General features: G+C 69.6%; 21 protein-coding genes and 1 riboswitch. Of the genes, 15 read left to right on the top strand and 6 right to left on the bottom strand.

The window, feature by feature from the left end; genetic code table 11:
• The first annotated feature begins 129 nt into the window (after positions 1-129).
• Together AC07AG_RS18925 and AC07AG_RS18920 are read left to right on the top strand one after the other, a co-directional pair.
• The gene (locus AC07AG_RS18925) at positions 130-1,698 is read left to right on the top strand and encodes an RDD family protein (RefSeq protein WP_478756182.1); all 1,569 of its coding nucleotides are present in this window, start codon (positions 130-132) and stop codon (positions 1,696-1,698) included.
• 259 nt (positions 1,699-1,957) lie between these two features.
• On the top strand, positions 1,958-2,614 hold the full coding sequence (locus AC07AG_RS18920; protein WP_478756181.1) for an RDD family protein: 657 nt from the start codon (positions 1,958-1,960) through the stop codon (positions 2,612-2,614).
• 98 nt (positions 2,615-2,712) lie between these two features.
• Here AC07AG_RS18920 and AC07AG_RS18915 read toward each other — a convergent pair whose 3' ends face one another.
• Entirely contained in the window at positions 2,713-3,006 is a 294-nt protein-coding gene (locus tag AC07AG_RS18915; RefSeq protein WP_478756321.1) for a hypothetical protein, read from the bottom strand.
• A 474-nt stretch (positions 3,007-3,480) separates the two neighbouring features.
• Here AC07AG_RS18915 and AC07AG_RS18910 point away from each other — a divergent pair, with 474 nt between their 5' ends.
• Together AC07AG_RS18910 and AC07AG_RS18905 are read left to right on the top strand one after the other, a co-directional pair.
• Positions 3,481-5,895, top strand: a complete 2,415-nt coding sequence (locus AC07AG_RS18910; protein ID WP_478756180.1) for an immune inhibitor A domain-containing protein — start codon at positions 3,481-3,483, stop codon at positions 5,893-5,895.
• Positions 5,896-6,052: 157 nt separating this feature from the next.
• The gene (locus AC07AG_RS18905; protein ID WP_478756179.1) at positions 6,053-6,445 is read left to right on the top strand and encodes a hypothetical protein; all 393 of its coding nucleotides are present in this window, start codon (positions 6,053-6,055) and stop codon (positions 6,443-6,445) included.
• Here the strand turns inward: AC07AG_RS18905 and AC07AG_RS18900 are convergent.
• Together AC07AG_RS18900 and AC07AG_RS18895 are read right to left on the bottom strand one after the other, a co-directional pair.
• Positions 6,442-7,026, bottom strand: a complete 585-nt coding sequence (locus AC07AG_RS18900) for a nicotinamidase (RefSeq protein ID WP_478756178.1) — start codon at positions 7,024-7,026, stop codon at positions 6,442-6,444. The genes AC07AG_RS18905 and AC07AG_RS18900 overlap by 4 nt on opposite strands.
• Positions 7,027-7,161: 135 nt before the next feature.
• Positions 7,162-8,490, bottom strand: a complete 1,329-nt coding sequence (locus tag AC07AG_RS18895) for a nicotinate phosphoribosyltransferase (RefSeq protein WP_478756177.1) — start codon at positions 8,488-8,490, stop codon at positions 7,162-7,164.
• Between the two features lie 80 nt (positions 8,491-8,570).
• Between AC07AG_RS18895 and clpS the strand changes: the two genes are divergently transcribed.
• The 10 genes from clpS to AC07AG_RS18845 all read left to right on the top strand — a co-directional run bounded on the left by clpS (position 8,571) and on the right by AC07AG_RS18845 (position 16,395).
• Positions 8,571-8,885, top strand: coding sequence for an ATP-dependent Clp protease adapter ClpS (clpS, locus tag AC07AG_RS18890; RefSeq protein WP_160505277.1), 315 nt, complete (start codon positions 8,571-8,573; stop codon positions 8,883-8,885).
• 11 nt (positions 8,886-8,896) lie between these two features.
• Positions 8,897-9,493, top strand: a complete 597-nt coding sequence (locus AC07AG_RS18885) for a DUF2017 domain-containing protein (protein WP_478756176.1) — start codon at positions 8,897-8,899, stop codon at positions 9,491-9,493.
• Between the two features lie 352 nt (positions 9,494-9,845).
• Entirely contained in the window at positions 9,846-11,318 is a 1,473-nt protein-coding gene (locus AC07AG_RS18880) for an amino acid permease (RefSeq protein WP_478756175.1), read from the top strand.
• Positions 11,319-11,441: 123 nt separating this feature from the next.
• Entirely contained in the window at positions 11,442-11,864 is a 423-nt protein-coding gene (locus AC07AG_RS18875) for a M67 family metallopeptidase (RefSeq protein ID WP_478756174.1), read from the top strand.
• A 1-nt stretch (position 11,865) separates the two neighbouring features.
• A riboswitch (cobalamin riboswitch) is annotated at positions 11,866-11,983 on the top strand.
• 43 nt (positions 11,984-12,026) lie between these two features.
• The gene (locus AC07AG_RS18870) at positions 12,027-13,007 is read left to right on the top strand and encodes an ABC transporter substrate-binding protein (protein ID WP_478756173.1); all 981 of its coding nucleotides are present in this window, start codon (positions 12,027-12,029) and stop codon (positions 13,005-13,007) included.
• Positions 13,004-14,059 (top strand): FecCD family ABC transporter permease, encoded by a 1,056-nt coding sequence (locus tag AC07AG_RS18865; protein ID WP_478756172.1) that lies wholly within the window; start codon positions 13,004-13,006, stop codon positions 14,057-14,059. Before AC07AG_RS18870 ends, AC07AG_RS18865 begins: the two co-directional genes overlap by 4 nt.
• Entirely contained in the window at positions 14,056-14,838 is a 783-nt protein-coding gene (locus AC07AG_RS18860) for an ABC transporter ATP-binding protein (RefSeq protein WP_478756171.1), read from the top strand. The genes AC07AG_RS18865 and AC07AG_RS18860 overlap by 4 nt, the downstream gene beginning before the upstream one ends.
• 69 nt (positions 14,839-14,907) lie before the next feature.
• Positions 14,908-15,009: a putative leader peptide gene (locus AC07AG_RS18855; RefSeq protein WP_336605789.1), complete on the top strand. Its 102-nt coding sequence runs from the start codon at positions 14,908-14,910 to the stop codon at positions 15,007-15,009.
• 138 nt (positions 15,010-15,147) lie between these two features.
• Complete coding sequence (locus AC07AG_RS18850) at positions 15,148-15,426, top strand: MoaD/ThiS family protein (RefSeq protein ID WP_478756170.1); 279 nt, start codon at positions 15,148-15,150, stop codon at positions 15,424-15,426.
• A gap of 6 nt (positions 15,427-15,432) precedes the next feature.
• Complete coding sequence (locus tag AC07AG_RS18845) at positions 15,433-16,395, top strand: PLP-dependent cysteine synthase family protein (RefSeq protein WP_478756169.1); 963 nt, start codon at positions 15,433-15,435, stop codon at positions 16,393-16,395.
• A 95-nt stretch (positions 16,396-16,490) separates the two neighbouring features.
• Here AC07AG_RS18845 and AC07AG_RS18840 read toward each other — a convergent pair whose 3' ends face one another.
• Positions 16,491-16,952 carry a type II toxin-antitoxin system PemK/MazF family toxin gene (locus AC07AG_RS18840; protein ID WP_478756168.1) on the bottom strand — a complete coding sequence of 154 codons (462 nt, stop codon included), beginning with the start codon at positions 16,950-16,952 and terminating at the stop codon, positions 16,491-16,493.
• 226 nt (positions 16,953-17,178) lie between these two features.
• Here AC07AG_RS18840 and AC07AG_RS18835 point away from each other — a divergent pair, with 226 nt between their 5' ends.
• Positions 17,179-17,931 (top strand): MBL fold metallo-hydrolase, encoded by a 753-nt coding sequence (locus AC07AG_RS18835; RefSeq protein WP_478756167.1) that lies wholly within the window; start codon positions 17,179-17,181, stop codon positions 17,929-17,931.
• A gap of 12 nt (positions 17,932-17,943) precedes the next feature.
• On the opposite strand, the gene AC07AG_RS18830 is transcribed toward AC07AG_RS18835, so the two are convergent.
• Together AC07AG_RS18830 and AC07AG_RS18825 are read right to left on the bottom strand one after the other, a co-directional pair.
• Positions 17,944-18,858, bottom strand: coding sequence for a DUF7916 family protein (locus AC07AG_RS18830; RefSeq protein ID WP_478756166.1), 915 nt, complete (start codon positions 18,856-18,858; stop codon positions 17,944-17,946).
• 89 nt (positions 18,859-18,947) lie between these two features.
• Positions 18,948-20,213 carry a PTS transporter subunit EIIC gene (locus AC07AG_RS18825; RefSeq protein WP_160505266.1) on the bottom strand — a complete coding sequence of 422 codons (1,266 nt, stop codon included), beginning with the start codon at positions 20,211-20,213 and terminating at the stop codon, positions 18,948-18,950.
• Positions 20,214-20,387: the final 174 nt, after the last annotated feature.

Raw genomic sequence — 20,387 nt, 5'->3', positions numbered from 1 at the left:
ACGTAGTCGATACGTAGTTGAACTGTGCCCGGAAAGTGGTCTGTAGGGCAGGAGACGCACAGGGGGACGCAGAGGTCTGATAGATGTGGAACCTCTAAAAGACCCCCGAGCAGATACGGGACGACGGACATGAGCGCCCCAACTCCGGCCCCAGGCGACGACAGGCCCCGCGAAGGCTACTACCCCGATCCGTCCATTCCCGGATATGTCCGGTACTGGAACGGCGCGGCCTGGGTGCCCGGGACCAGCCGTCCCGCACCGACCGACGGCGAATCGCTCCCCGCGCCTCCGGGGGCGGGCCCCGCGTCCGCCTCCGCGCCCGCGGCGGAGGAGACGGGACCGCACTTCTTCGACGAGGAGCCCATGCCGTCGGCGCCGGAGGCGTCGGGCGGTGCGAGCGGTGGCGGCGGTGCGGTCGGTGCGGGTGACGCCGAGGCATCGCAGCACGGGAGCAGGCCCGAACCCGCCTCCGCGTGGCAGGCCGACGCGGCCCGGCAGAAGGGGCTCGGGGGCGAGCAGGAGCGTCGGGTCTCGTGGGGCGGGGATCCGCGTGACCCTCGGGTGCCGAGCGACTCGGCCCCCGGGGACACTCCGTCCGCTTCCGCGTCTGCCTCCCCGGCCGCTTCCCCCGCGCCCGCTCCCACGTCCCCGACTCCGGGGGCGAACGGACCCGGCACGGTGCAGATCCGGGCGATCAAGCCGGGCGGGTCGGGCGGACCGGGCGGGACAGGCGCGCCTCGTACGCCAGGGACTCCGGGGACGTCGGGTACGCCTGCCGCGCCGACGGGGCAGCAGCAGCCCCCGGCCGAGGGCGCGGTGACGTTCCGCAGGCCCGCGGGGCCGGTGCGGCCCGCCGCTGTTGCGCCCGCCACCGAAGGCACCATGGCGATCCGGGCGCTCCGCCCGAAGTCGTCCTCCGGCACGGCGGCGCAGGCTCCGGCGCCTCCGCGGGCCGCCGTGCCTCCCCAGGCCGCCGCTCCCGCCCCCGCATCCGCCCCTGCGCCCGCGCCTGCGCCCGCTCAGCCGGCCGTTCCGCAGCAGGGCGGTGCGCCGGGTGGCGCGGCCTCGCCCGTGACCGCGGGGCCCGGTGGCGGCTCGCCCTCGTGGGCGCAGCAGGTGCACCAGCTCGCCGAGGGCGACGGTCAGCAGCAGCCCGTCGTGCCGTGGAAGCCGGTGGCCAACGACCCCTTCCTGGCGATGGCGCAGAACCAGGCCGCGGGGCGGCCCGCCGGGCTCGGCAGGCGTCTGGCCGCGCGGCTCATCGACACGGTCGTCCTCGTGGCCGTGACCGGGGCCGCGGCGCTCCCGCTCGGCACGAAGGCCGCCGACCACGTGGACAGCAAGATCGACGCGGCGAAGTTGTCCGGCGAGAAGGTCACCGTCTGGCTGCTCGACGGCACCACGGCGGGGTACCTGGGCATGGTCCTGGCCGTGCTGCTTCTCTTCGGCGTCCTCTATGAGGTGCTGCCCACGGCCAAGTGGGGGCGGACGCTGGGCAAGAAGGTCCTCGGACTTCAGGTGCGGGACATGGAGGAGCACGAGACGCCGACGTTCGGGTCGGCGTTGAAGCGGTGGCTGGTCTATGTGGTGCCGGGCGTCCTGGTGATCGGGGTCGTCGGCGTCCTGTGGTGCGTGTTCGACCGTCCGTGGCGCCAGTGCTGGCACGACAAGGCTGCGGGAACGTTTGTGGCGGGTTAGCTTTCTCTGCGTTTCGCGAGCGCGGCCGGGCTGGAGCCATCCAGTCCGGCCGGAAGCGTCCAGCCCGTCCCGCGCCTGACGTCCGGCCCGTCCGGCGTCCGACGTCCAGCCCGTCCGACGTCCGGCCCGTCCGGCGTCCGAGGACGAACTCGGCGGAGCCGGTGATGACGGCAGCCAGGGCCCCCGCGCCGGGAACCGCCTTAACCCAGACAGCCGCTCGCCGGATGCGAACCCGGCCCCCTCGCGGTCGACTCGCCCCATGAGTACCGAACCGCCGCAATACCCGCCGCCCCCCGACGACGACAACGACCCGTTCAGGAAGCAGCCCCCGCAGCCCCCACAGGACAGCGGCTCGGGCTCCCCTTACGGCACGCCCCCGCCACCCCCGCCGTACGGCGGAGGCGGAGACCCTTACGGCGGCGGCGGAGGCGGAGACCCCTACGGCGGAGCCGGTGACCCCCTGGCCGGCATGCCGCCCCTGGCGGAGAGCGGCAAGCGCACACTCGCCCGCATCCTGGACATGATCATCGTCGGCGTGGTCGTCTGGCTGCTCTCCTGGGCCTTCGGCACGAACGAGTTCGACGTGGACCCGGACCAGGTCGAGTACGGAAAGAGCTTCGGCCAGTCCCTGCTCGCCGCCGTGCTCTACATCGCGTACGACACCTTCATGATCTCCAGGACGGGCCAGACCCTGGGCAAGAAGTGGCTGGGTCTTCGGGTCGCGAACCTCAACGACGGTGCGACGCCCACCCTGCAGACCGCGCTCGTCCGCGCGGCTGTTCTGTGGCTGCCGTTCGCCTTCTGCTGTGCCTGCATCTGGACAGCGATCTGTGGCGGCTGGAGCTTCTTCGACAGGCCCTACAAGCAGGGCCTGCACGACAAGGCGGCCAAGACGGTGGTGGTCAGCACCGGCTGACCAGGGCCGACGACGGCTACGACAGATGGCGATGGAAGACCGCTGCTGTGGCGGCAGCAGCGAGAGCGACAGCGGCAGATCCGGCGGGCTCGTGATCCTTACGGGCCCGCCGGTTCGCGTACGGACTCGGCCATCAGGGGAGTGGCGGCGCGCTGGGCCGGGACGCGGCCGTCGGCCGTGCGGGCGGCGGGGGTGACGCGTGCGGCCGGTGAGGCCGCGGGTTTTGGCTGGGGGACCGTCATCGCGACGAGTAAGCCGAGGCCGAGCGCGGCGGCGGCTATCACCGCGACACCGATCCCCGAACTCGTCTGGGAGAGCAGCAGCATGGCGAGCGTCGAGCAGACGACCGTCAGCGTGCCGTAGGTGATCTGGGCGGGGGTCGGACGAGGCAGCGGCATGGGACGAGGCATGGCGTAATCCGTCCTCGGGACAGCGGATGCGGGGGTGGTCGAGCCCAATGTGAAGCTGTATACGAATCAAAGGGTGCTCGGTGGCGCCGACTTGAGAAGTGTCGCCGCGCCCTGTAGCGCACCGTCGATTGACTCTATTCCGCTGCATGCCCGACGGGAACGGGCGGTAAGCGTGACCTAACCCACGGTGCCGCAGCACAGGGGGCGCACGGGTTCATGACGTCCATCAAGTGGACGGTGCAACGCGCCTGTTGACCATGCCGACGGGCGGGCGCGCACGTCCGGATAGCGGATCCGCGGGCCTGCATAGTGTACTTGGCCTGTTCAAGTCAAGGTCTGTCTTTTCTTCCGTATCTCCGGTCCAATGTCGTCACTTGTGACGCGTATCGCGCGCGGACCTCCTCCGACCGGGACCTCGGCCCGCCTTCGCGCGGACGCGGGGGAGGACAGCATCAAGTGACAGTCAGAAGACGGACGTTCAGAGCCACCGCGGCTGCCGTGGCGATGGCCGCGGCAGCCGCCACGTTCTCGGCAGCCACCGCATCGGCAAAGGACAGCGGGCCGACCGGAGCTCCCGCCATCGACCGGCAGGACCCGAGCAGGGCCAAGGCGCAGGTCGACCACGACCTCGACGGGCCCTTCAGCAAGCAGCAGGCCCAGCAGCGCAAGGCGGCCCTTCAGCAGGTCGTCGCGGGCGACGCCAAGGTGCAAAAGCGCGGCGGCTCCCAGGTCGTGAAGCTCGACGACAAGAAGTACGTCGAGCTGGGCCGGGAGAAGACCGACAAGATCTTCACGATCCTGGTGGAGTTCGGGGACAAGGTGGACGACACCACCATGTTCGACCCGGACGGTCCGGACGGCCCCGAGGCGCCGGTCAAGAAGTACGGCGGCAAGCCCGGCCCCGCGCACAACAAGATAGCCAAGCCGGACCGTGCGAAGGACAACAGCACGGCCTGGCAGAAGGACTACAACCAGAAGCACTTCCAGGACCTCTACTTCGGTGAGGGCAAGGACGCCAAGGGCAAGACCAAGCACTCCCTGAAGACCTACTACGAGAAGACCTCGTCGGGCCGCTACTCGGTCGACGGTGAAGTCTCCGACTGGGTCAAGGTCGACTACAACGAGGCGCGGTACGGCTCCAACTACTGCGGCGACACCAACTGCGCCAACGTCTGGGACGCGGTGAAGGACGGCGTCACCGCCTGGACCGCCGACCAGAAGGCCCAGGGCCGCACGGATGCCCAGATCAAGGCGGACCTCGCCAAGTACGACCTCTGGGACCGCTACGACTTCGACGGCGACGGCAACTTCAACGAGCCCGACGGGTACATCGACCACTTCCAGCTCGTGCACGCGGGCGAGGACGAGTCGGCCGGCGGCGGTGCCGAGGGCGAGAACGCCCTGTGGGCGCACCGCTGGTACGCGTACGGCAGCGACGCGGGCAAGACCGGTCCCGGCGAGAACAAGGCGGGCGGCACGCAGATCGGCGACTCGGGCATCTGGGTCGGCGACTACACGATGCAGCCGGAGAACGGCGGCCTCGGCGTCTTCGCCCACGAGTACGGCCACGACCTCGGTCTGCCCGACCTGTACGACACCACGGGCAAGGGCGAGAACTCGGTCGGCTTCTGGTCGCTGATGTCGGCCGGATCCTGGCTCGGCACCGGCAAGGACGCCATCGGCGACCTGCCCGGCGACATGACCGCCTGGGACAAGTTCCAGCTGGGCTGGCTCGACTACGCCAAGGCCAAGGCCGCGACGACCTCCGAGCACAAGCTGGGCGTCTCGGAGTACAACACCCGCCACCGCCAGGCGCTCGTCGTCGACCTCCCCAAGAAGGCCGTCACCACCACGGTGACCAAGCCGACCGAGGGCTCCAAGCAGTGGTGGAGCGACCAGGGCGACGACCTCAAGAACACCCTGACGCGCCCGGTCGACCTGACCGGCAAGTCCAAGGCCGAGCTGAGCCTTGACGGTTGGTGGGACATCGAGGCCAACTACGACTGGCTCTACACCGAGGTCTCGACCGACGGCGGCGCCAACTGGACGCCCGTGGACGGCACCGCGGACGGCAAGGCCATCCCGCGCGACGCCGGTGACAAGCCCGCGTTGACCGGTGCCTCGGGCGCGTACAAGAAGCTCGCGTTCCCGCTCGACGCGTACGCCGGCAAGAAGATCGACGTCCGCTTCCGTTACTCCACGGACGGCGGCGCGGGCGGCAAGGGCTTCGCGGCCGACCAGCTCGCGGTCACCGCGGACGGCGCCAAGCTCTTCGAGGACGGCGCCGAGGGCGACGACAACGGCTGGACGGCGAAGGGCTTTTCGCGCATCGGCGAGTCCTTCACCAAGAACTACGACCAGTACTACCTCGCCGAGAACCGGCAGTACGTGTCGTACGACAAGACCCTGAAGGTCGGCCCGTACAACTTCGGCTTCTCCAAGTCCCGTCCGGACTGGGTGGAGCACTACGCGTACCAGACCGGCCTCATGGTCTGGCAGTGGGACACCTCGCAGAAGGACAACAACACCAGCGCGCACCCCGGCGAGGGACTGATCCTGCCGGTGGACGCGCACGCCAAGCCGCTCAAGTGGGCGGACGGCACCCTGCTGCGGAACAAGATCCAGCCGTTCGACGCGCCCTTCAGCAAGTTCGCGACCGGCAAGTTCACGCTCCACAACGCGGACGTCGCGCTGAAGATCAAGTCCCAGAAGGGCGTCCCGGTCTTCGACGACCACAAGGGCACCTACTGGTACAAGGAGAACGGCACGGGAAGTGTCAAGGTCACTGACACCAACACTCAGATCAAGATCGTCAAGCAGCCGAAGGATGGCTCCTCGATCACGGTCCAGGTGGGCCCCTCCAAGAAGTAACTAGCGTTTTCGCAGGTCAAGCCATGATCGGCCGTCGCCCTCTAGCGGGCGGCGGCCGATCGTGTTTAGGTGCGTCCTGTGGATTTCTTATTGACACGGGGTCCGGCTGTATCGGACGAGGGACCCCGTGCGACGTCTCACGGGGGTGTGACCAACCATGTCCGCAGGAGGTTTCAGCAAGCTGCCGAACGGCAGTGTGGTGGTGGCCTTGACCCTGCCGAGCCCGGCCACGGGCGGCGGCAATGTCCGGATGATCGTCCACGCGGTGAACCGCGCGAGGGCGCTGACGCGCCTGCGGAACCTCGGCATGCGCGCCGTCTATCTCCGGGGCAACGCGGAGCCGCCGACGCCGGACGAGATCACGGCGGTCCTGCATCACCCGGACGGGCTGATATGGCGCACGGCGCCGGACGCCGCCGCTGAGCTCTGGCATCCCATCCGAGCCCTGAAGCGGCAGGCGCTGCAGGGCCAGAGACCGCTCCCCGCGCCCCTCACGGGGCACAGGGGCACAGCCCCGGCCGGCGCCCCATACGGGCACGGCCCCGGCTAGACCACCGGCTTGCCCGTCAGCTCCACGCCCGCCGCCCGCAGCTCCTCCAGGGCCCGCTCCGTCGTCTCCTTGGAGACGCCCGCGGTCAGGTCGAGCAGGACCACCGTGCCGAATCCCTCCCGCACCGCGTCCAGGGCCGTGGCGCGCACGCAGTGGTCCGTGGCGATGCCGACGACGTCCACGTCGGTGATCTTCCGGGCCCGCAGCCACTCCGCCAGCGGGACGTCGTTCTCGTCCACCCCCTCGAAGCCGCTGTAGGCGGCCGAGTAGGCACCCTTGTCGAAGACCGTGTCGATGGCGCCGGACGCGACGACCGGCGCGAAGTTCGGGTGGAACCCGATGCCCTCCGTGCCCGCCACGCAGTGCGGGGGCCAGGAGTGGGCGAAGTCCGGGTGGTCCGAGAAGTGGTCGCCCGGGTCGATGTGGTGATCGCGGGTGGCCACCACGTGCCGGTAGCCCGCGGGCGCCTGCCCGATGAGCTCGGTGATCGCGGCGGCCACGTCCGACCCTCCGGCCACCGCGAGGCTGCCGCCCTCGCAGAAGTCGTTCTGCACATCGACGACGATCAGAGCGCGGCGCATCGGGTGTCCTTCGGCTAGGCAAGACTCGTAGGCGTTGGGGGAGAGGGGGACTCGGCCGGATGAACCGAGCGTAGAGACTTCGGCCGAGTTGCGGGAGAGGGCGTTCGAACGCCCCCTCCTTCACTCCGGCGCACCTCAGACGTATTCCGTCGGAATGACGGCCTCGCCCTTCGAAAGCTGCGTAGCCGAGAGCGGGAGCCGCTCCCGCGCCGCCGCGTGCCGGTCGCGCACGGTGTCGAGCGGTTCGCGCGCCACCACCTCACCGCCCTTGATCAGCTCGACGAGGAGCTGGTGGTCGGCGAGCTCCACCGGTACGGCGCCCGTTCCGATCACCTCGGCCTCGGCCACACCGTGCTCGTCGGGCCGCCGCGCGGCCCACTTGCGGCCGCCCACCGAGGACTTGGCGCCGAGCGACTTCTTGGCCACGGGCTCCAGCGGAGCCTTCACGTCCGCCGAGTGGGCGCGGGCCACGAGCTTGTAGACCATCGAGCAGGTCGGGTGCCCCGACCCGGTGACGAGCTGCGTGCCCACGCCGTACGCGTCCACGGGCGCCGCGGCGAGCGAGGCGATGGCGTACTCGTCGAGGTCGGAGGTCACGACGATCTTCGTATTCGTCGCCCCGAGCTCGTCCAGCTGCTGGCGCACCCGGTGCGCGACCAGGAGCAGGTCCCCGGAGTCGATGCGCACGGCGCCGAGACCGGGCCCCGCGACCTCGACGGCGGTGCGGACGGCCTCGGTCACGTCGTACGTGTCGACGAGCAGCGTGGTGCCGGGGCCCAGGGAGTCCACCTGGGCCTGGAACGCGTCGCGCTCGTTGTCGTGCAGGAGGGTGAAGGCGTGGGCCGAGGTGCCGACCGTGGGGATGTCGTAGCGGAACCCGGCCGCGAGGTCGGACGTCGTGGTGAAGCCGCCCACGTACGCGGCGCGCGAGGCGGCGACGGCCGCGAGCTCGTGCGTACGCCGTGCGCCCATCTCGATCAGCGGGCGCTCACCGGCGGCCGATGCCATCCGGGACGCGGCGGCCGCGATCGCCGAGTCGTGGTTGAGGATGGAGAGGATCACCGTCTCCAGGAGCACGCACTCCGCGAAGGAGCCCTCGACGCGCAGGATCGGCGAGCCGGGGAAGTAGACCTCGCCCTCGGGGTAGCCCCAGACGTCACCGCTGAAGCGGTACGAGGAGAGCCACTCCAAGGTCGCCTCGTCGACGACACGGCGCTCGCGCAGGAATCCGATGACATCGGCGTCGAAGCGGAAGTTCTCGACGGCGTCCAGGACCCGGCCGGTTCCGGCCACCACTCCATAGCGGCGCCCCTCGGGCAGTCTGCGCGTGAAGACCTCGAAGACGGAGCGCCGGTCGGCGGTGCCGGCCTTCAGCGCGGCCTGCAGCATCGTGAGCTCGTAGTGATCCGTGAAGAGCGCTGTCGACGGAACATCCACCGGCAGCCCAAGGTCCGCTGTGTTCATACGAAGGATGCTACCCCGCATCTCGTCACTCTGACGATTTCGTGAGCCCATTTGTGCGAGGCCCCCCTGCGGGTGGCAGCATGGGACAAGTGAGTACGGCTCCCGCAGAGATCACCCGCCCGGAATCGGACGAAGAGACGTTCGCCGTCCCGGAGCCCGACGTCCCCTGGATCACGCTCGTCCACAACGACCCGGTCAATTTGATGAGTTACGTGACCTATGTGTTCCAGTCCTACTTCGGGTACTCGAAGGAGAAGGCCACGAAGCTGATGATGGACGTGCATCACAAGGGCCGCGCCGTCGTCTCCACCGGCTCCCGCGAGGAGATGGAGCGCGACGTACAGGCCATGCACGGGTACGGGCTGTGGGCCACCCTCCAGCAGGACCGGAAGTAGCGACGCATCTGATGCCAGGACAATTCGAAGCCATTCCCGGGGGCGGCGCCGCCGTCGCGCTCGACGAGGTCGAGATCTCGATCATCCGCTCCCTCGCCGTGCAGCTCCTGGAGCTGATCGGGCCGGGCCCGGCCGAGGACGCGTCCGACGACCCCCTCGCGGAGCTGTTCGCGGAGGGCCCGAGCGAGCCGCCCGCCGACCCGGTCCTCAAGCGGCTGCTTCCCGACGCGTACGGCGGACCCGGCAGCGAGAAGGCCGACGAGGACGAACTGCGCGCGTACTCGTCGGAGTTCAGGCGCTTCACCGAGAACGACCTGCGGGCCAAGAAGCGCGACGACGCCCTGGTGGTGATCCGCTGCCTCGACGCCATGACGTCGAAGGGCGAGGGCGGCGCCGTCCTGAAGCTGTCGGCCGACGAGTCGCGGCACTGGCTCGGCGCGCTCAACGACCTGCGCCTGGCGATCGGCGCGCGCCTCGAAGTGACCGACGAGGACGACACGGACGTGCTCTTCCAGCTGCCGGACTCGGACCCCCGCAAGCCGATGGTGATGGCCTACCTCTGGCTGGGCGGCCTGCAGGAGACGCTGGTCGGCACGCTCATCGGTTAGAAGTCACACCCGGGCCGCGCAAAGTCGTTGTATGTAGCATCGGTTACCGTCCGTTCGCTCATCGGACGCTCAAATCCGGATAACGATCGTGTTACTCGGCTGCCCGCCTTTGATGCGGCGAGGGAATTTTGTCCGGTTCTTCTCGTGGCATGGGCCACACGCGGCTCAGCCGATCACTGTTGCGGCCGTGATAAATCTTCACGACCACTCGGTGACGCCACCCATGTCACCGGTGGCGCTCGGGCCGGCAGACCGCCGGTAGCACTCCATCCATATCCGGGGGGATCAGGACCTGATCCGTGGCCATTACGCAGACTGCGGGCACGGATCTAGCGTGGAGAAAGGCGTCACCATGACCTCAGTGCAGGTCGAAGAGCACCACGACGGCAATGAGGCCGACGGAGCGGGCGGCTCGTCCGGTTCGTCAGGCGAGGGTTATCAGCGCGGGCTCGGTGCCCGGCAGATCCAGATGATCGCGATCGGCGGTGCCATCGGCACCGGCCTGTTCCTCGGTGCGGGCAAGGCCATTCACAAGGCCGGCCCGAGCCTCATCCTGGCGTACGCCATCGCCGGCCTCGTCATCTTCTTCATCATGCGGGCCCTGGGCGAGCTGCTCATGTACCGCGCCGTGTCGGGCTCCTTCTCGGAGTACGCACGTGAATTCATCGGCCCGTTCTTCGGGTACGTGACCGGCTGGACGTACTGGCTCTTCTGGGTCGTCACCGGCATCACGGAAGTCACGGCGGCGGCCCAGTACATGCAGTACTGGACGCACGACTCCATTCCACAATGGGCCTACGCGCTGATCTTCACGGTCATCCTGTACGGCGCCAACCTGATCTCCGTGAAGCTCTTCGGCGAGCTCGAGTTCTGGTTCTCGATGGTCAAGGTCACCGCGATCATCGGCATGATCCTGATCTGCCTCGGCATCCTCACCATCGGCTTCTCCGACGCCGGTGACACCGCTTCCGTGACCCACCTGTGGGACCAGGGCGGCTTCTTCCCGAACGGCATCGGCTCCACGCTGATGACGCTGCAGATCGTGATGTTCGCCTTCCTGGCCGTCGAGCTCGTCGGCGTCACCGCGGGCGAGTCCAAGGACCCGAAGACCGTCCTGCCCAAGGCGATCAACACCGTGCCGTGGCGCATCGCCGTCTTCTACGTCGGCGCGCTCATCATGATCCTCTCGGTCGTGCCGTGGACGGAGTTCGTGCCGGGCGTCTCGCCGTTCGTCGCCGCCTTCGACAAGATGGGCCTCGGCGTCGGCGCCGCGATCGTCAACTTCGTCGTGCTGACGGCCGCGCTCTCCTCCTGCAACTCCGGCATGTACTCCACCGGCCGCATGCTGCGCGACCTGGCGCTCAACGGCCAGGGCCCGAAGTTCTTCACCAAGCTGACGAAGAACGGCCTGCCGCTGGTCGGCACCACCTTCTCCGCCGCGCTGATGCTGGTCGGCGTCTGGATCAACTACCAGTGGCCGGGCGAGGCGTTCAACTACGTCGTCTCCTTCGCGACCATCTCCGGCATGTGGGCCTGGATCATGATCCTGGTCTGCCAGATCAAGTACCGCCGCAAGGCCGACCGCGGCGAGCTCCCGCAGTCCACCTTCCGGGCGCCGGGTGCCCCGTACACCAGCTGGTTCGCGCTGGCGTTCATCGGCATGGTCATCGTGATGATGGGCGTCGACAAGGACGCGCGGATCTCGCTGTACGCGGCTCCGGTCTGGGCCCTGATCCTCGGCGTCGGCTACCTGGTCATGCAGAAGCGCAATGCGCAGCCGACGGGCGGCGGCGAGGCGGGACCGAAGGACGCGGTCAAGTCCTGACCACCGTCTGAGCACCGCCTCAGCGCTGCCTGAGCACCTCGGGATCATCGGCTGATCCCAGCATGTGGGCCGGTCCGTACCACTCTTCGGTACGGGTCGGCCCTTCTGCTTATCCTGGCTGCCATGCTGACCCTCACCCAGGCCCTCCACGACCAGATCGTCGCGCACGCGCGCCAGGACCACCCCGACGAGGCCTGCGGTGTGGTCGCGGGCCCGGAGGGCACCGGCCGCCCGGAACGCTTCATCCCGATGCTGAACGCGGCCCGCTCGCCCACGTTCTACGAGTTCGACTCGGGCGACCTCCTCAAGCTCTACCGCGAGATGGACGACCGCGACGAGGAGCCGGTGATCGTCTACCACTCGCACACGGCCACCGAGGCGTACCCCTCGCGCACGGACATCACGTACGCGAACGAGCCGGGCGCCCACTACGTCCTGGTCTCCACGGCCGACACCGACGACGCGGGCGAGTTCCAGTTCCGCTCCTACCGCATCGTCGATGGCGAGGTCACCGAGGAAGAGGTCGAGATCGTCCAGGCATACTGAGCTTCACCTTGAGGCGGCAGGACCCAGGAAGCCGGTGCGAATCCGGCACGGTCCCGCCACTGTGACCCCACCCCTTGCGGGCGGGGCAGTCAGGAACTGACCTGCCGCCTTCTTCTCCCACGACGCAGGGGACGCGGAATCCCCTGGAGGAGGCGCTCAGCCATGCCACGCCCCATACGCACGCACACGCACCTGCGCGCGCTCATAGCCGCGGCCCTGCTTGTCCCGCTCGCCGCGTGTTCGTCCTCCTCCGGCGGCTCGGAGTCGAAGCCGGAGTCCAAGGCGCCGGGCTTCCCCTACACGGTCACGAACTGCGGCGTGAAGACGACGTACGAAGCACCCCCGAAGCGCGCCGTGACGATGAACCAGCACGCGACGGAAGTGATGCTTGAGCTGGGCCTCAAGGACCGCATCGCGGGCACGGCGTACCTGGACGACAAGGTCCTGCCGAAGTACGCGAAGGCATACGCGGACACCCCGGTCCTCGCCAAGGAGTACCCCTCCTACGAAAAGCTCCTGTCCGCCAACCCCGATTACGTCTACGGCGGCTACGCGAGCGCCTTCCTGGCGGGCGAGGGCCGCAGCCGCGGGGCCCTGGCGAAGTCCGGCATCGAGAGCCGCCTCAACGTCGAGGGCTGCGCGAAGCGTGCGGTGTCGATGGACGACGTCTACAAGGAGGTCCGTGAGGTCGGCAGCACCTTCGGGGTGCGGCCGCGGGCGGACAAGTGGGTGGACGAGGCGAAGGGCCAATTGGCCGCCACCGCGCAGAAGCTGAAGTCCAGGAAGCCCCTGCCCGTCTTCGTCTACGACAGCGGCGACAAGACCGCGTTCACGGCCGGCGGCCGGGGCATCGGCAACGACATCATCGAGCGTGCGGGCGGCCGCAACGTCTTCGCCGACCTGGACAAGTCCTTCGGCGACGCGTCCTGGGAGTCGGTGGTCGACCGCAAGCCCGAGGTGATCGTGATCCTCGACTACGGCGGCACGACGGTCGCCCAGAAGAAGAAGCGTCTCCTCGACGACCCGGTCCTCGCGGACGTCCCCGCCGTCAAGCACAAGCGCTTCGCGGTGCTTCCGCTGTCGGACGCGGTGGTGGGGGTGCGGGCACCAGGGGCGGTGAGCAAGCTGGCGGACCAGCTGTGAGGGGGCCGCTCCCGCGGCCGCGCACACGACGGCGCTACGCCGTCGTGTGCGCGGCACTTCTCGCGGCCCTCGCGGCGGCGGTCGTGGCAGGCCTGGTCCTGGGCTCGGTCCGGATACCCCCGGCCGACGTCCTGGAGATCCTCACCGGAGGTGCAAAACCCTCTCCGTTCCGCACGATCGTGCTGGACGTCCGCCTGCCCCGGGTCCTGCTCGGCGCAGCCGTCGGCGCGGGGCTCGCCGTCATCGGCACCGTCCTCCAGGCCCTGGTGAGAAACCCGCTGGCCGACCCGTTCCTCCTCGGCGTCTCCTCCGGAGCATCCGCGGGAGCCGTCGCCGTCATCGTCCTCGGCAGCGCCTTCGGTATCGGCGCGGGCGTGTCCATCACCGTCACCATCCCGGCCGCGGCCTTCGTCGGCGCCCTGCTCTCCCTGCTCGTCGTCTACACCCTGGCCAGGTCCGGCGGGGGCGGGTTCGCCACCGGCCGCCTGATCCTGGCCGGAGTGGCCGTCTCGTACATCCTCTCGGCCCTGACCAGCCTGATCCTGATCATGGCCGACAGCGCGGACCACCTGAAGGAAGTCCTGTACTGGACGCTCGGCGGCCTCGGCAGCGCCCGCTGGGACATGCTCGCCCTGCCCGGCGCCGCCCTGGTCGTGGGCACGGCGCTGCTCGTCGCCCTGGCCCGCCCCCTCGACCTGCTCCTGGTCGGCGAGGAGGGCGCCACGGTCCTCGGCCTGGACACGGCACGCTTCCGCGCCGCCGTCTTCGTCCTCGCCTCGCTCCTGACCGGCGTACTCGTCGCGTACAGCGGAGCCATCGGCTTCGTCGGCCTGATGGTGCCGCACGCGGCCCGGATGCTGGTCGGCGCCGCGCACCGGGCGCTGCTGCCGGTGGTGGCCCTGATGGGCGCGGTGTTCCTGGTGACCGCCGACCTCGCCGCGCGCACGGTCGCGGCGCCGCAGGACATCCCGGTCGGCGTCCTGACGGCGCTGACGGGCGGCCCGTTCTTCCTGTGGATGCTGCGAAGGAACCGTACGGAGGCCACCGCATGAGCGACCCGGCGGTGCTGCGCACCGAATCCCTCTCCTACCGCACAGGTGACAAGACCCTCGTCGACGACGTCACCCTGCACGCCGCCCGAGGCGAGACCGTCGGCCTCGTCGGCCCCAACGGCAGCGGCAAGACCACCCTCCTGCGCTGCGTCTACGGCACCCTCACGCCCACCGGCGGCCGCGTGCTCCTGGACGGCGAGGACCTCGCGGCCCGCTCGGCCAAGGACCGCGCCCGCCGCATCGCCACGGTCCCGCAGGACGGGCACACCGGCTTCGAGCTCACCGTCCGGCAGATCGTCGCCATGGGCCGCTCCCCGCACAAGCGCTTCTGGGAGGCCGACAGCGCGCGGGACGCCGTCCTCGTGGGCGAGGCCCTTGAGCGGGTCGGCGCGGCGGACCTCGCCCACCGCGCCTTCGCCGGGCTCTCCGGCGGCGAGCGCCAGCGCGCGCTCGTGGCGAGGGCGCTGGTGCAGGAGCCCGGGGTCCTCGTCCTCGACGAACCGACCAACCACCTGGACATCCGCTACCAGCTGGAGATCCTCTCCCTGGTCCGCACCCTCGGCACGACGAATCTCCTGGCCCTGCACGATCTGAATCTGGCCGCGTACTACTGCGACCGTCTGTACGTGCTCGACGGGGGCCGCCTCGTCGCGTCGGGAGCGCCGAAGGAAGTCCTCACCAGCGAGCTCCTCGCCGATGTGTACGGGGTCACGGCAGAGGTCTCGGTGCACCCCGCGACCGGGGCACCGACGGTCACGTATCTCCCCTCATCCACGTGATGGACGCATTCCATCCACCATGTGAGATCACATTCCAGAACCCGGACCGGGAATCGATACGATGACCGCATGGTTCCCCACGACGTGAGCGACAAGATGCCGGGCATGCTGCTCGTTGCGCGTCTGCACGTCGATTTGTGCAGGCTCTCCAGCGCGATCTGTTCGCGCTGACAGCCGCCGCCGTACGGCCGTGAGCCGCGGCGCCACCTCCGCGTAACGCCTCTGCCTACGCACTCGAACTGACGCACCCGCACGACCGGGCCGCCGCGCGCCCACCCACGTGACTTCTCCCGACAGGAGCCCCCAGCCATGGCCATCGAGGTCCGCATCCCGACCATCCTCCGCACCTACACCGACGGCGCCAAGGCCGTCGAGGGCAGCGGGGACACCCTCGCCGAGCTCTTCTCCGACCTCGACTCGCGGCACGCGGGCATCGCCGAGCGCATCGTGGACGGCGACAAGCTGCGCCGCTTCGTGAACGTGTACCTGAACGACGAGGACGTCCGCTTCCTGGACGGCATCACCACCAAGCTCACGGACGGCGACAACGTCACGATCCTCCCGGCCGTGGCCGGCGGCATGGTCTGATCGCGGATGCCTCGCTACGACTCCCCGCTGGCGGCCGTGGGCAACACGCCCCTCGTCCGCCTGCCGCGCCTCGCAGAGCTCTATCTGTCCGACGACGTCCGCATCTGGGCGAAGCTGGAGGACCGCAACCCGACCGGTTCCATCAAGGACCGCCCGGCACTGCACATGGTCGAACAGGCGGAGAAGGACGGGCGGTTGACGCCCGGCTGCACGATCCTGGAGCCGACGTCCGGCAACACGGGCATCTCGCTCGCGATGGCGGCCAAGCTCAAGGGCTACCGCATCGTGTGCGTCATGCCGGAGAACACCTCGCAGGAGCGGCGTGAGCTCCTCGCCATGTGGGGCGCGGAGATCATCCCGTCCCCGGCGGCGGGCGGCTCCAACACGGCCGTACGCGTCGCCAAGGAGCTGGCGGCCGAGCACCCGGACTGGGTGATGCTCTACCAGTACGGCAACCCGGACAACGCGGGCGCGCACTACGCGAGCACCGGCCCGGAGATCCTCGCGGACCTGCCCTCCGTCACCCACTTCGTGGCGGGCCTCGGCACCACGGGCACGCTCATGGGCGTGGGCCGCTTCCTGCGCGAGCAGAAGCCGGACATCAAGATCGTCGCCGCGGAGCCCCGCTACGACGACCTCGTGTACGGCCTGCGCAACCTCGACGAGGGCTTCGTCCCCGAGCTGTACGACGCGTCCGTCCTGACCACCCGCTTCTCCGTCGGCTCGGCGGACGCGGTGACGCGCACCCGCGAGCTCCTCAAGGAGGAGGGCATCTTCGCCGGGGTCTCCACCGGGGCCGCGCTGCACGCGGCGATCGGCGTGGGCAAGAAGGCGGTGGCGGCGGGGGAGTCCGCCGACATCGTGTTCGTCGTGGCGGACGGCGGGTGGAAGTACCTCTCGACGGGCGTCTACACCGCCGAGACGACCGAGGCGGCCATCGAGACACTGCAGGGCCAGCTGTGGGCCTAGGCGCCCCGCGGTACCGGACGATCACCGGCTTCGCCGCGTGCGTCCGCACACGCCGGACGGACTGAATTCGTTCAGTCCGTCCGGCGTTTTGCTGCTCAACCCGCCAAGTACCGCACCTGGTCCCACAGCGCCGGATCCACGACCCCCGCCCGCCTGCGGAACTCCCACACCGGAACGTCCCGCAGCTCGTCCGTCTCCAGGAAGCTGGGCCGCCCCCGCGCGTCGCCCACCGAACCGGGCGGCAGCGGGATCACCCCGGCCCGCTCGTCGCGGTACCTGCTGGTGATCTTCGCGACGACCGCGCTCTCGCCCCGCACCGAAAGCACGAGACACGGCCGGTCCTTCTCGCCGGGACCGTCCTCGTAGGGCACCTTCGCCCACCAGATCTCCGCCGGTTTGGGCGCGGGCAGCCTGCGCCGAGGCCCGCGCGGACGGCCCGGCGGCCGGGTGGTCCGACCGCGGGGTCCGCGGTCGCTGCGCCCCCGGCCGTCCACCACGGCGGCGACCATCGCGAGCACCACCACAGCGGCCAGCGCGAGCCACCACGACGTATCCATAGCGCAGACGGTACCGGCGCGCACCCCGCCCCGCGCGCCCCCCGAACCGGTGACACCGCAGGTGAGTTCTCCCACAACGGCCCACGACGGAGGAGCGACCGGACCTTTTGCGCCTTACGCTCGACGGATCGCAGAACTCCTCGAAGAGCCTCTCGCAGGCCTCTTCGCGAGCCCCCCCGCAAGGCCCCCGCACAACCCCCGTTTCGCCCCCGGAGGTTTCCGCTCCATGAAGCTCACCGTCGTCGGCTGCTCGGGGTCGTTTCCGTCCGCGGACTCGGCCTGTTCGAGCTACCTCGTCGAGGCCGACGGCTTCCGGCTGCTTCTCGACATGGGCAATGGTGCCCTCGGCGAGCTGCAGCGCCATGTCGGTCTCTATGACATCGACGCGATTTTCCTCAGCCATCTCCACGCCGATCACTGCATCGACATGTGCGCCTATTTCGTGGCGCGCTACTACCGGCACGACGGCGGCCGCTGCGCCCCCATCCCGGTCTACGGACCCGAGGGCACGGAACAGCGCCTCACGACCGCGTACGCCGACACCCCTTCGGCCTCATCGATGAGCGAGGTCTTCGACTTCCACACCGTCAAGCCCGCCTCGTTCGACATCGGCCCCTTCTCGGTCCGCACGGAGAAGATGCGCCACCCCGTCGAGGCGTACGCCATCCGCGTCGAGCACGGGGGCACGTCCCTCACGTACTCGGGAGACACCGGCGTGTGCGGCGCGCTCGACGAACTGGCCGCCGACACCGACCTGTTCCTCTGCGAGGCGGCCTTCACCGCAGGCAAGGAGAACATCCCCGACCTGCACCTCAACGGCCGTGAGGCGGGCGAGTCCGCCCGGCGCGCGAAGGCGGCGCGGCTCGTCCTCACCCACATCCCGCCGTGGACCGACCCCCAGGTGAACCTGGCGGACGCGCGGACGGCGTACGAAGGACCGGTCGAACTCGCGACGCCCGGCCGGAGCTACGAGATCTAGCGGTCCAAGGGCCTAGCGCCTGGTTCCGCGGCCGCCCAGCGCCATCCTGTTCCAGGTGTGGCGGCGGCCGCGGATCGCGACCGAGTAGGCGTACATGACCTCCGGGTCGCACATGCCCGGCAGGTAGGAGTCCCCGAAGTGGTGCGCGTCGACGCCCACTTCCTTCGCGTTCAGGGCCAGCTGCGGCACGACGTTCGCGTGGCTGCCCTCCTGGCTGGTGCCGATCGCCCCCATCACGACCGCCCCCGCGTCCTGCACCGCGGCCACGGCCTCGGCGGCCAGCTCCTTGGTGACGCCCGGCAGCGTCCCGGGCAGCGGCATCACGACGCCGTCCGCGCCCGCGTCCACGAGCGAGGTGAGCCGGGCGGCGGTGACCCGCTCCGGGTGACCCGCGTGGTGCATCTTGCCGCTCCAGAGCGCGACGTCGTCACCGAGGCCCTGCCTCAGCTCCTCCGTGACCCGAGCCAGACCCTCGTACGAACCGCCCGTCCCCGGATTCGCCGTCAGGCAGAGCATCGCCGCACCCATGTCGATCAGCCGCCTGGCGTACTCGGGCTTGGCGCGGCGGATCTCCGGGACGTCGCCGGGCTCCAGATTGATGCCGATCGGCCGCCCGATGAAGGCGGCGAGCTCGGCGATGGAGGCGAAGGCGCCAAGGCCCGGCAGGTCGAGCCGCTCGCCGTCCCAGGCCCGCTCGATCAGGTTCAGTACGACGATGTCGGCGCCGAAGGCCGCGACGAGCTCGGCGTTGTGCACACCGGGCATGCCGGGCATCGGGACGAGCGCCGCCCGGTCGGCGAAGACCTCGCCGACCATGGTGCGGCCCTCGGCGGCGGCGACCGATGCGGTCAGGGCGCGGCCGCGGAGGGCGGAGAGGCGGTCGCGGTCGAGGTCGAGGATGCGGGGGGTCTCGGGGGGCGTCGTCATGTATCCGACCGTAAGCCGCGGAACATGACGAAGCCCCGCACCGTTGGTCGCAACGGTGCGGGGCTTACGTCCCGAAGTGCGGCGGGAGGCTACTTGGCCTCGGCCTTCTGGAGCTCGGCGAGCTCCTCGTCGGACTCGCGGCCCGGCGTCGGGAGGTTCCACTTGGTGATCGCGAAGCGGAAGATCGCGTAGTAGACCGCGGCGAAGCAGAGGCCGACGAGCACGAGCATCCAGGGCTTGGTCGCGATGCCCAGGTTGAGGAAGAAGTCGATCGCACCGGCCGAGAAGCCGAAGCCGTCCTTCATGCCGAGCGCCCAGGTCAGCGCCATGGAGACGCCGGTGAGGACCGCGTGGATCGCGTAGAGCACCGGGGCGATGAACATGAACGTGAACTCGATCGGCTCGGTCACGCCGGTGACGAACGCGGTGAGCGCGAGGGAGAACATCATGCCGCCGACGACCTTGCGGCGCTCGGGGCGCGCGCAGTGGACGATCGCGAGGCAGGCCGCGGGGAGGGCGAACATCATGATCGGGAAGAAGCCGGTCATGAACTGTCCGGCGGACGGGTCGCCCTGGAGGAAGCGGGCGATGTCGCCGCTCTTGCCCTCGTACGAACCGGCCTGGAACCACGGGAAGGAGTTCAGGAGGTGGTGCATGCCGACGGGGATCAGCGCACGGTTGACGACACCGAAGATGCCCGCGCCGACCGCGCCCGAACCGACCAGCCACTCACCGAAGTTGTGCAGGCCCGTGCCGAGGACCGGCCAGATGTAGCCGAAGATGATGCCGATGAACAGACCCGCGAAGGCGGAGAGGATCGGGACCAGGCGGCGGCCACCGAAGAAGCCCGCCCAGTCGGGCAGCTTCGTCCGGTAGAACTTCTGGTAGAGCAGGGCCACGACTATGCCCATGACCACACCGCCGAGGACCTTGGCGTCCACGGGCGCGTCCACCATGACGACCTTGCCGTCGACGGCCGTGGCGACCTTCGGCAGGTTCTTGTCCGTGAAGGTGCCGAGCACCTTCTGGAAGACCAGGTAGCCGGTGACGGCCGCGAGAGCGGTCGAGCCGTCCGACTTCTTGGCGAAGCCGATCGCGATGCCGACGGCGAACAGGAGCGCCATGTTGTCGATGATCGCGCTGCCGCCGGCCGCCATGAACGTGGCGATCTTGGTGATGAACTCGGGGAAGGACTCGCGGCCCAGCATGTCGGGCTGGCCGAGGCGGATGAGCAGGGCGCCTGCGGGCAGCACGGCGACCGGCAGCATGAGGCTGCGGCCGATGCGCTGCATGACAGCCATCGCGCCTGCGCCCTTCTTCTTGTCGGCCGCGGGGGCGGCACTGGCCGTGGACACAACTTCCTCCAGTGGGCAAGGCGCCGCCAAGGACATGGAAGAGGGGGACGGCGGCGTCTCCGGGGGTCCCGCGGCGAGAGCCGCGTGGTCTACACCAATTAGTGGTGTAGACCTGTTGTAGCACGGTGAAGGTGACGTAAGGAACCCACGAGTTTTGTGGGGTCGGCCATAACG

The sequence above is a fragment of the Streptomyces sp. NPDC044044 genome (assembly GCF_056434405.1).
Note: the sequence above shows the minus strand (reverse complement) of the source record. Positions and strands in the feature narration are given on the sequence as shown.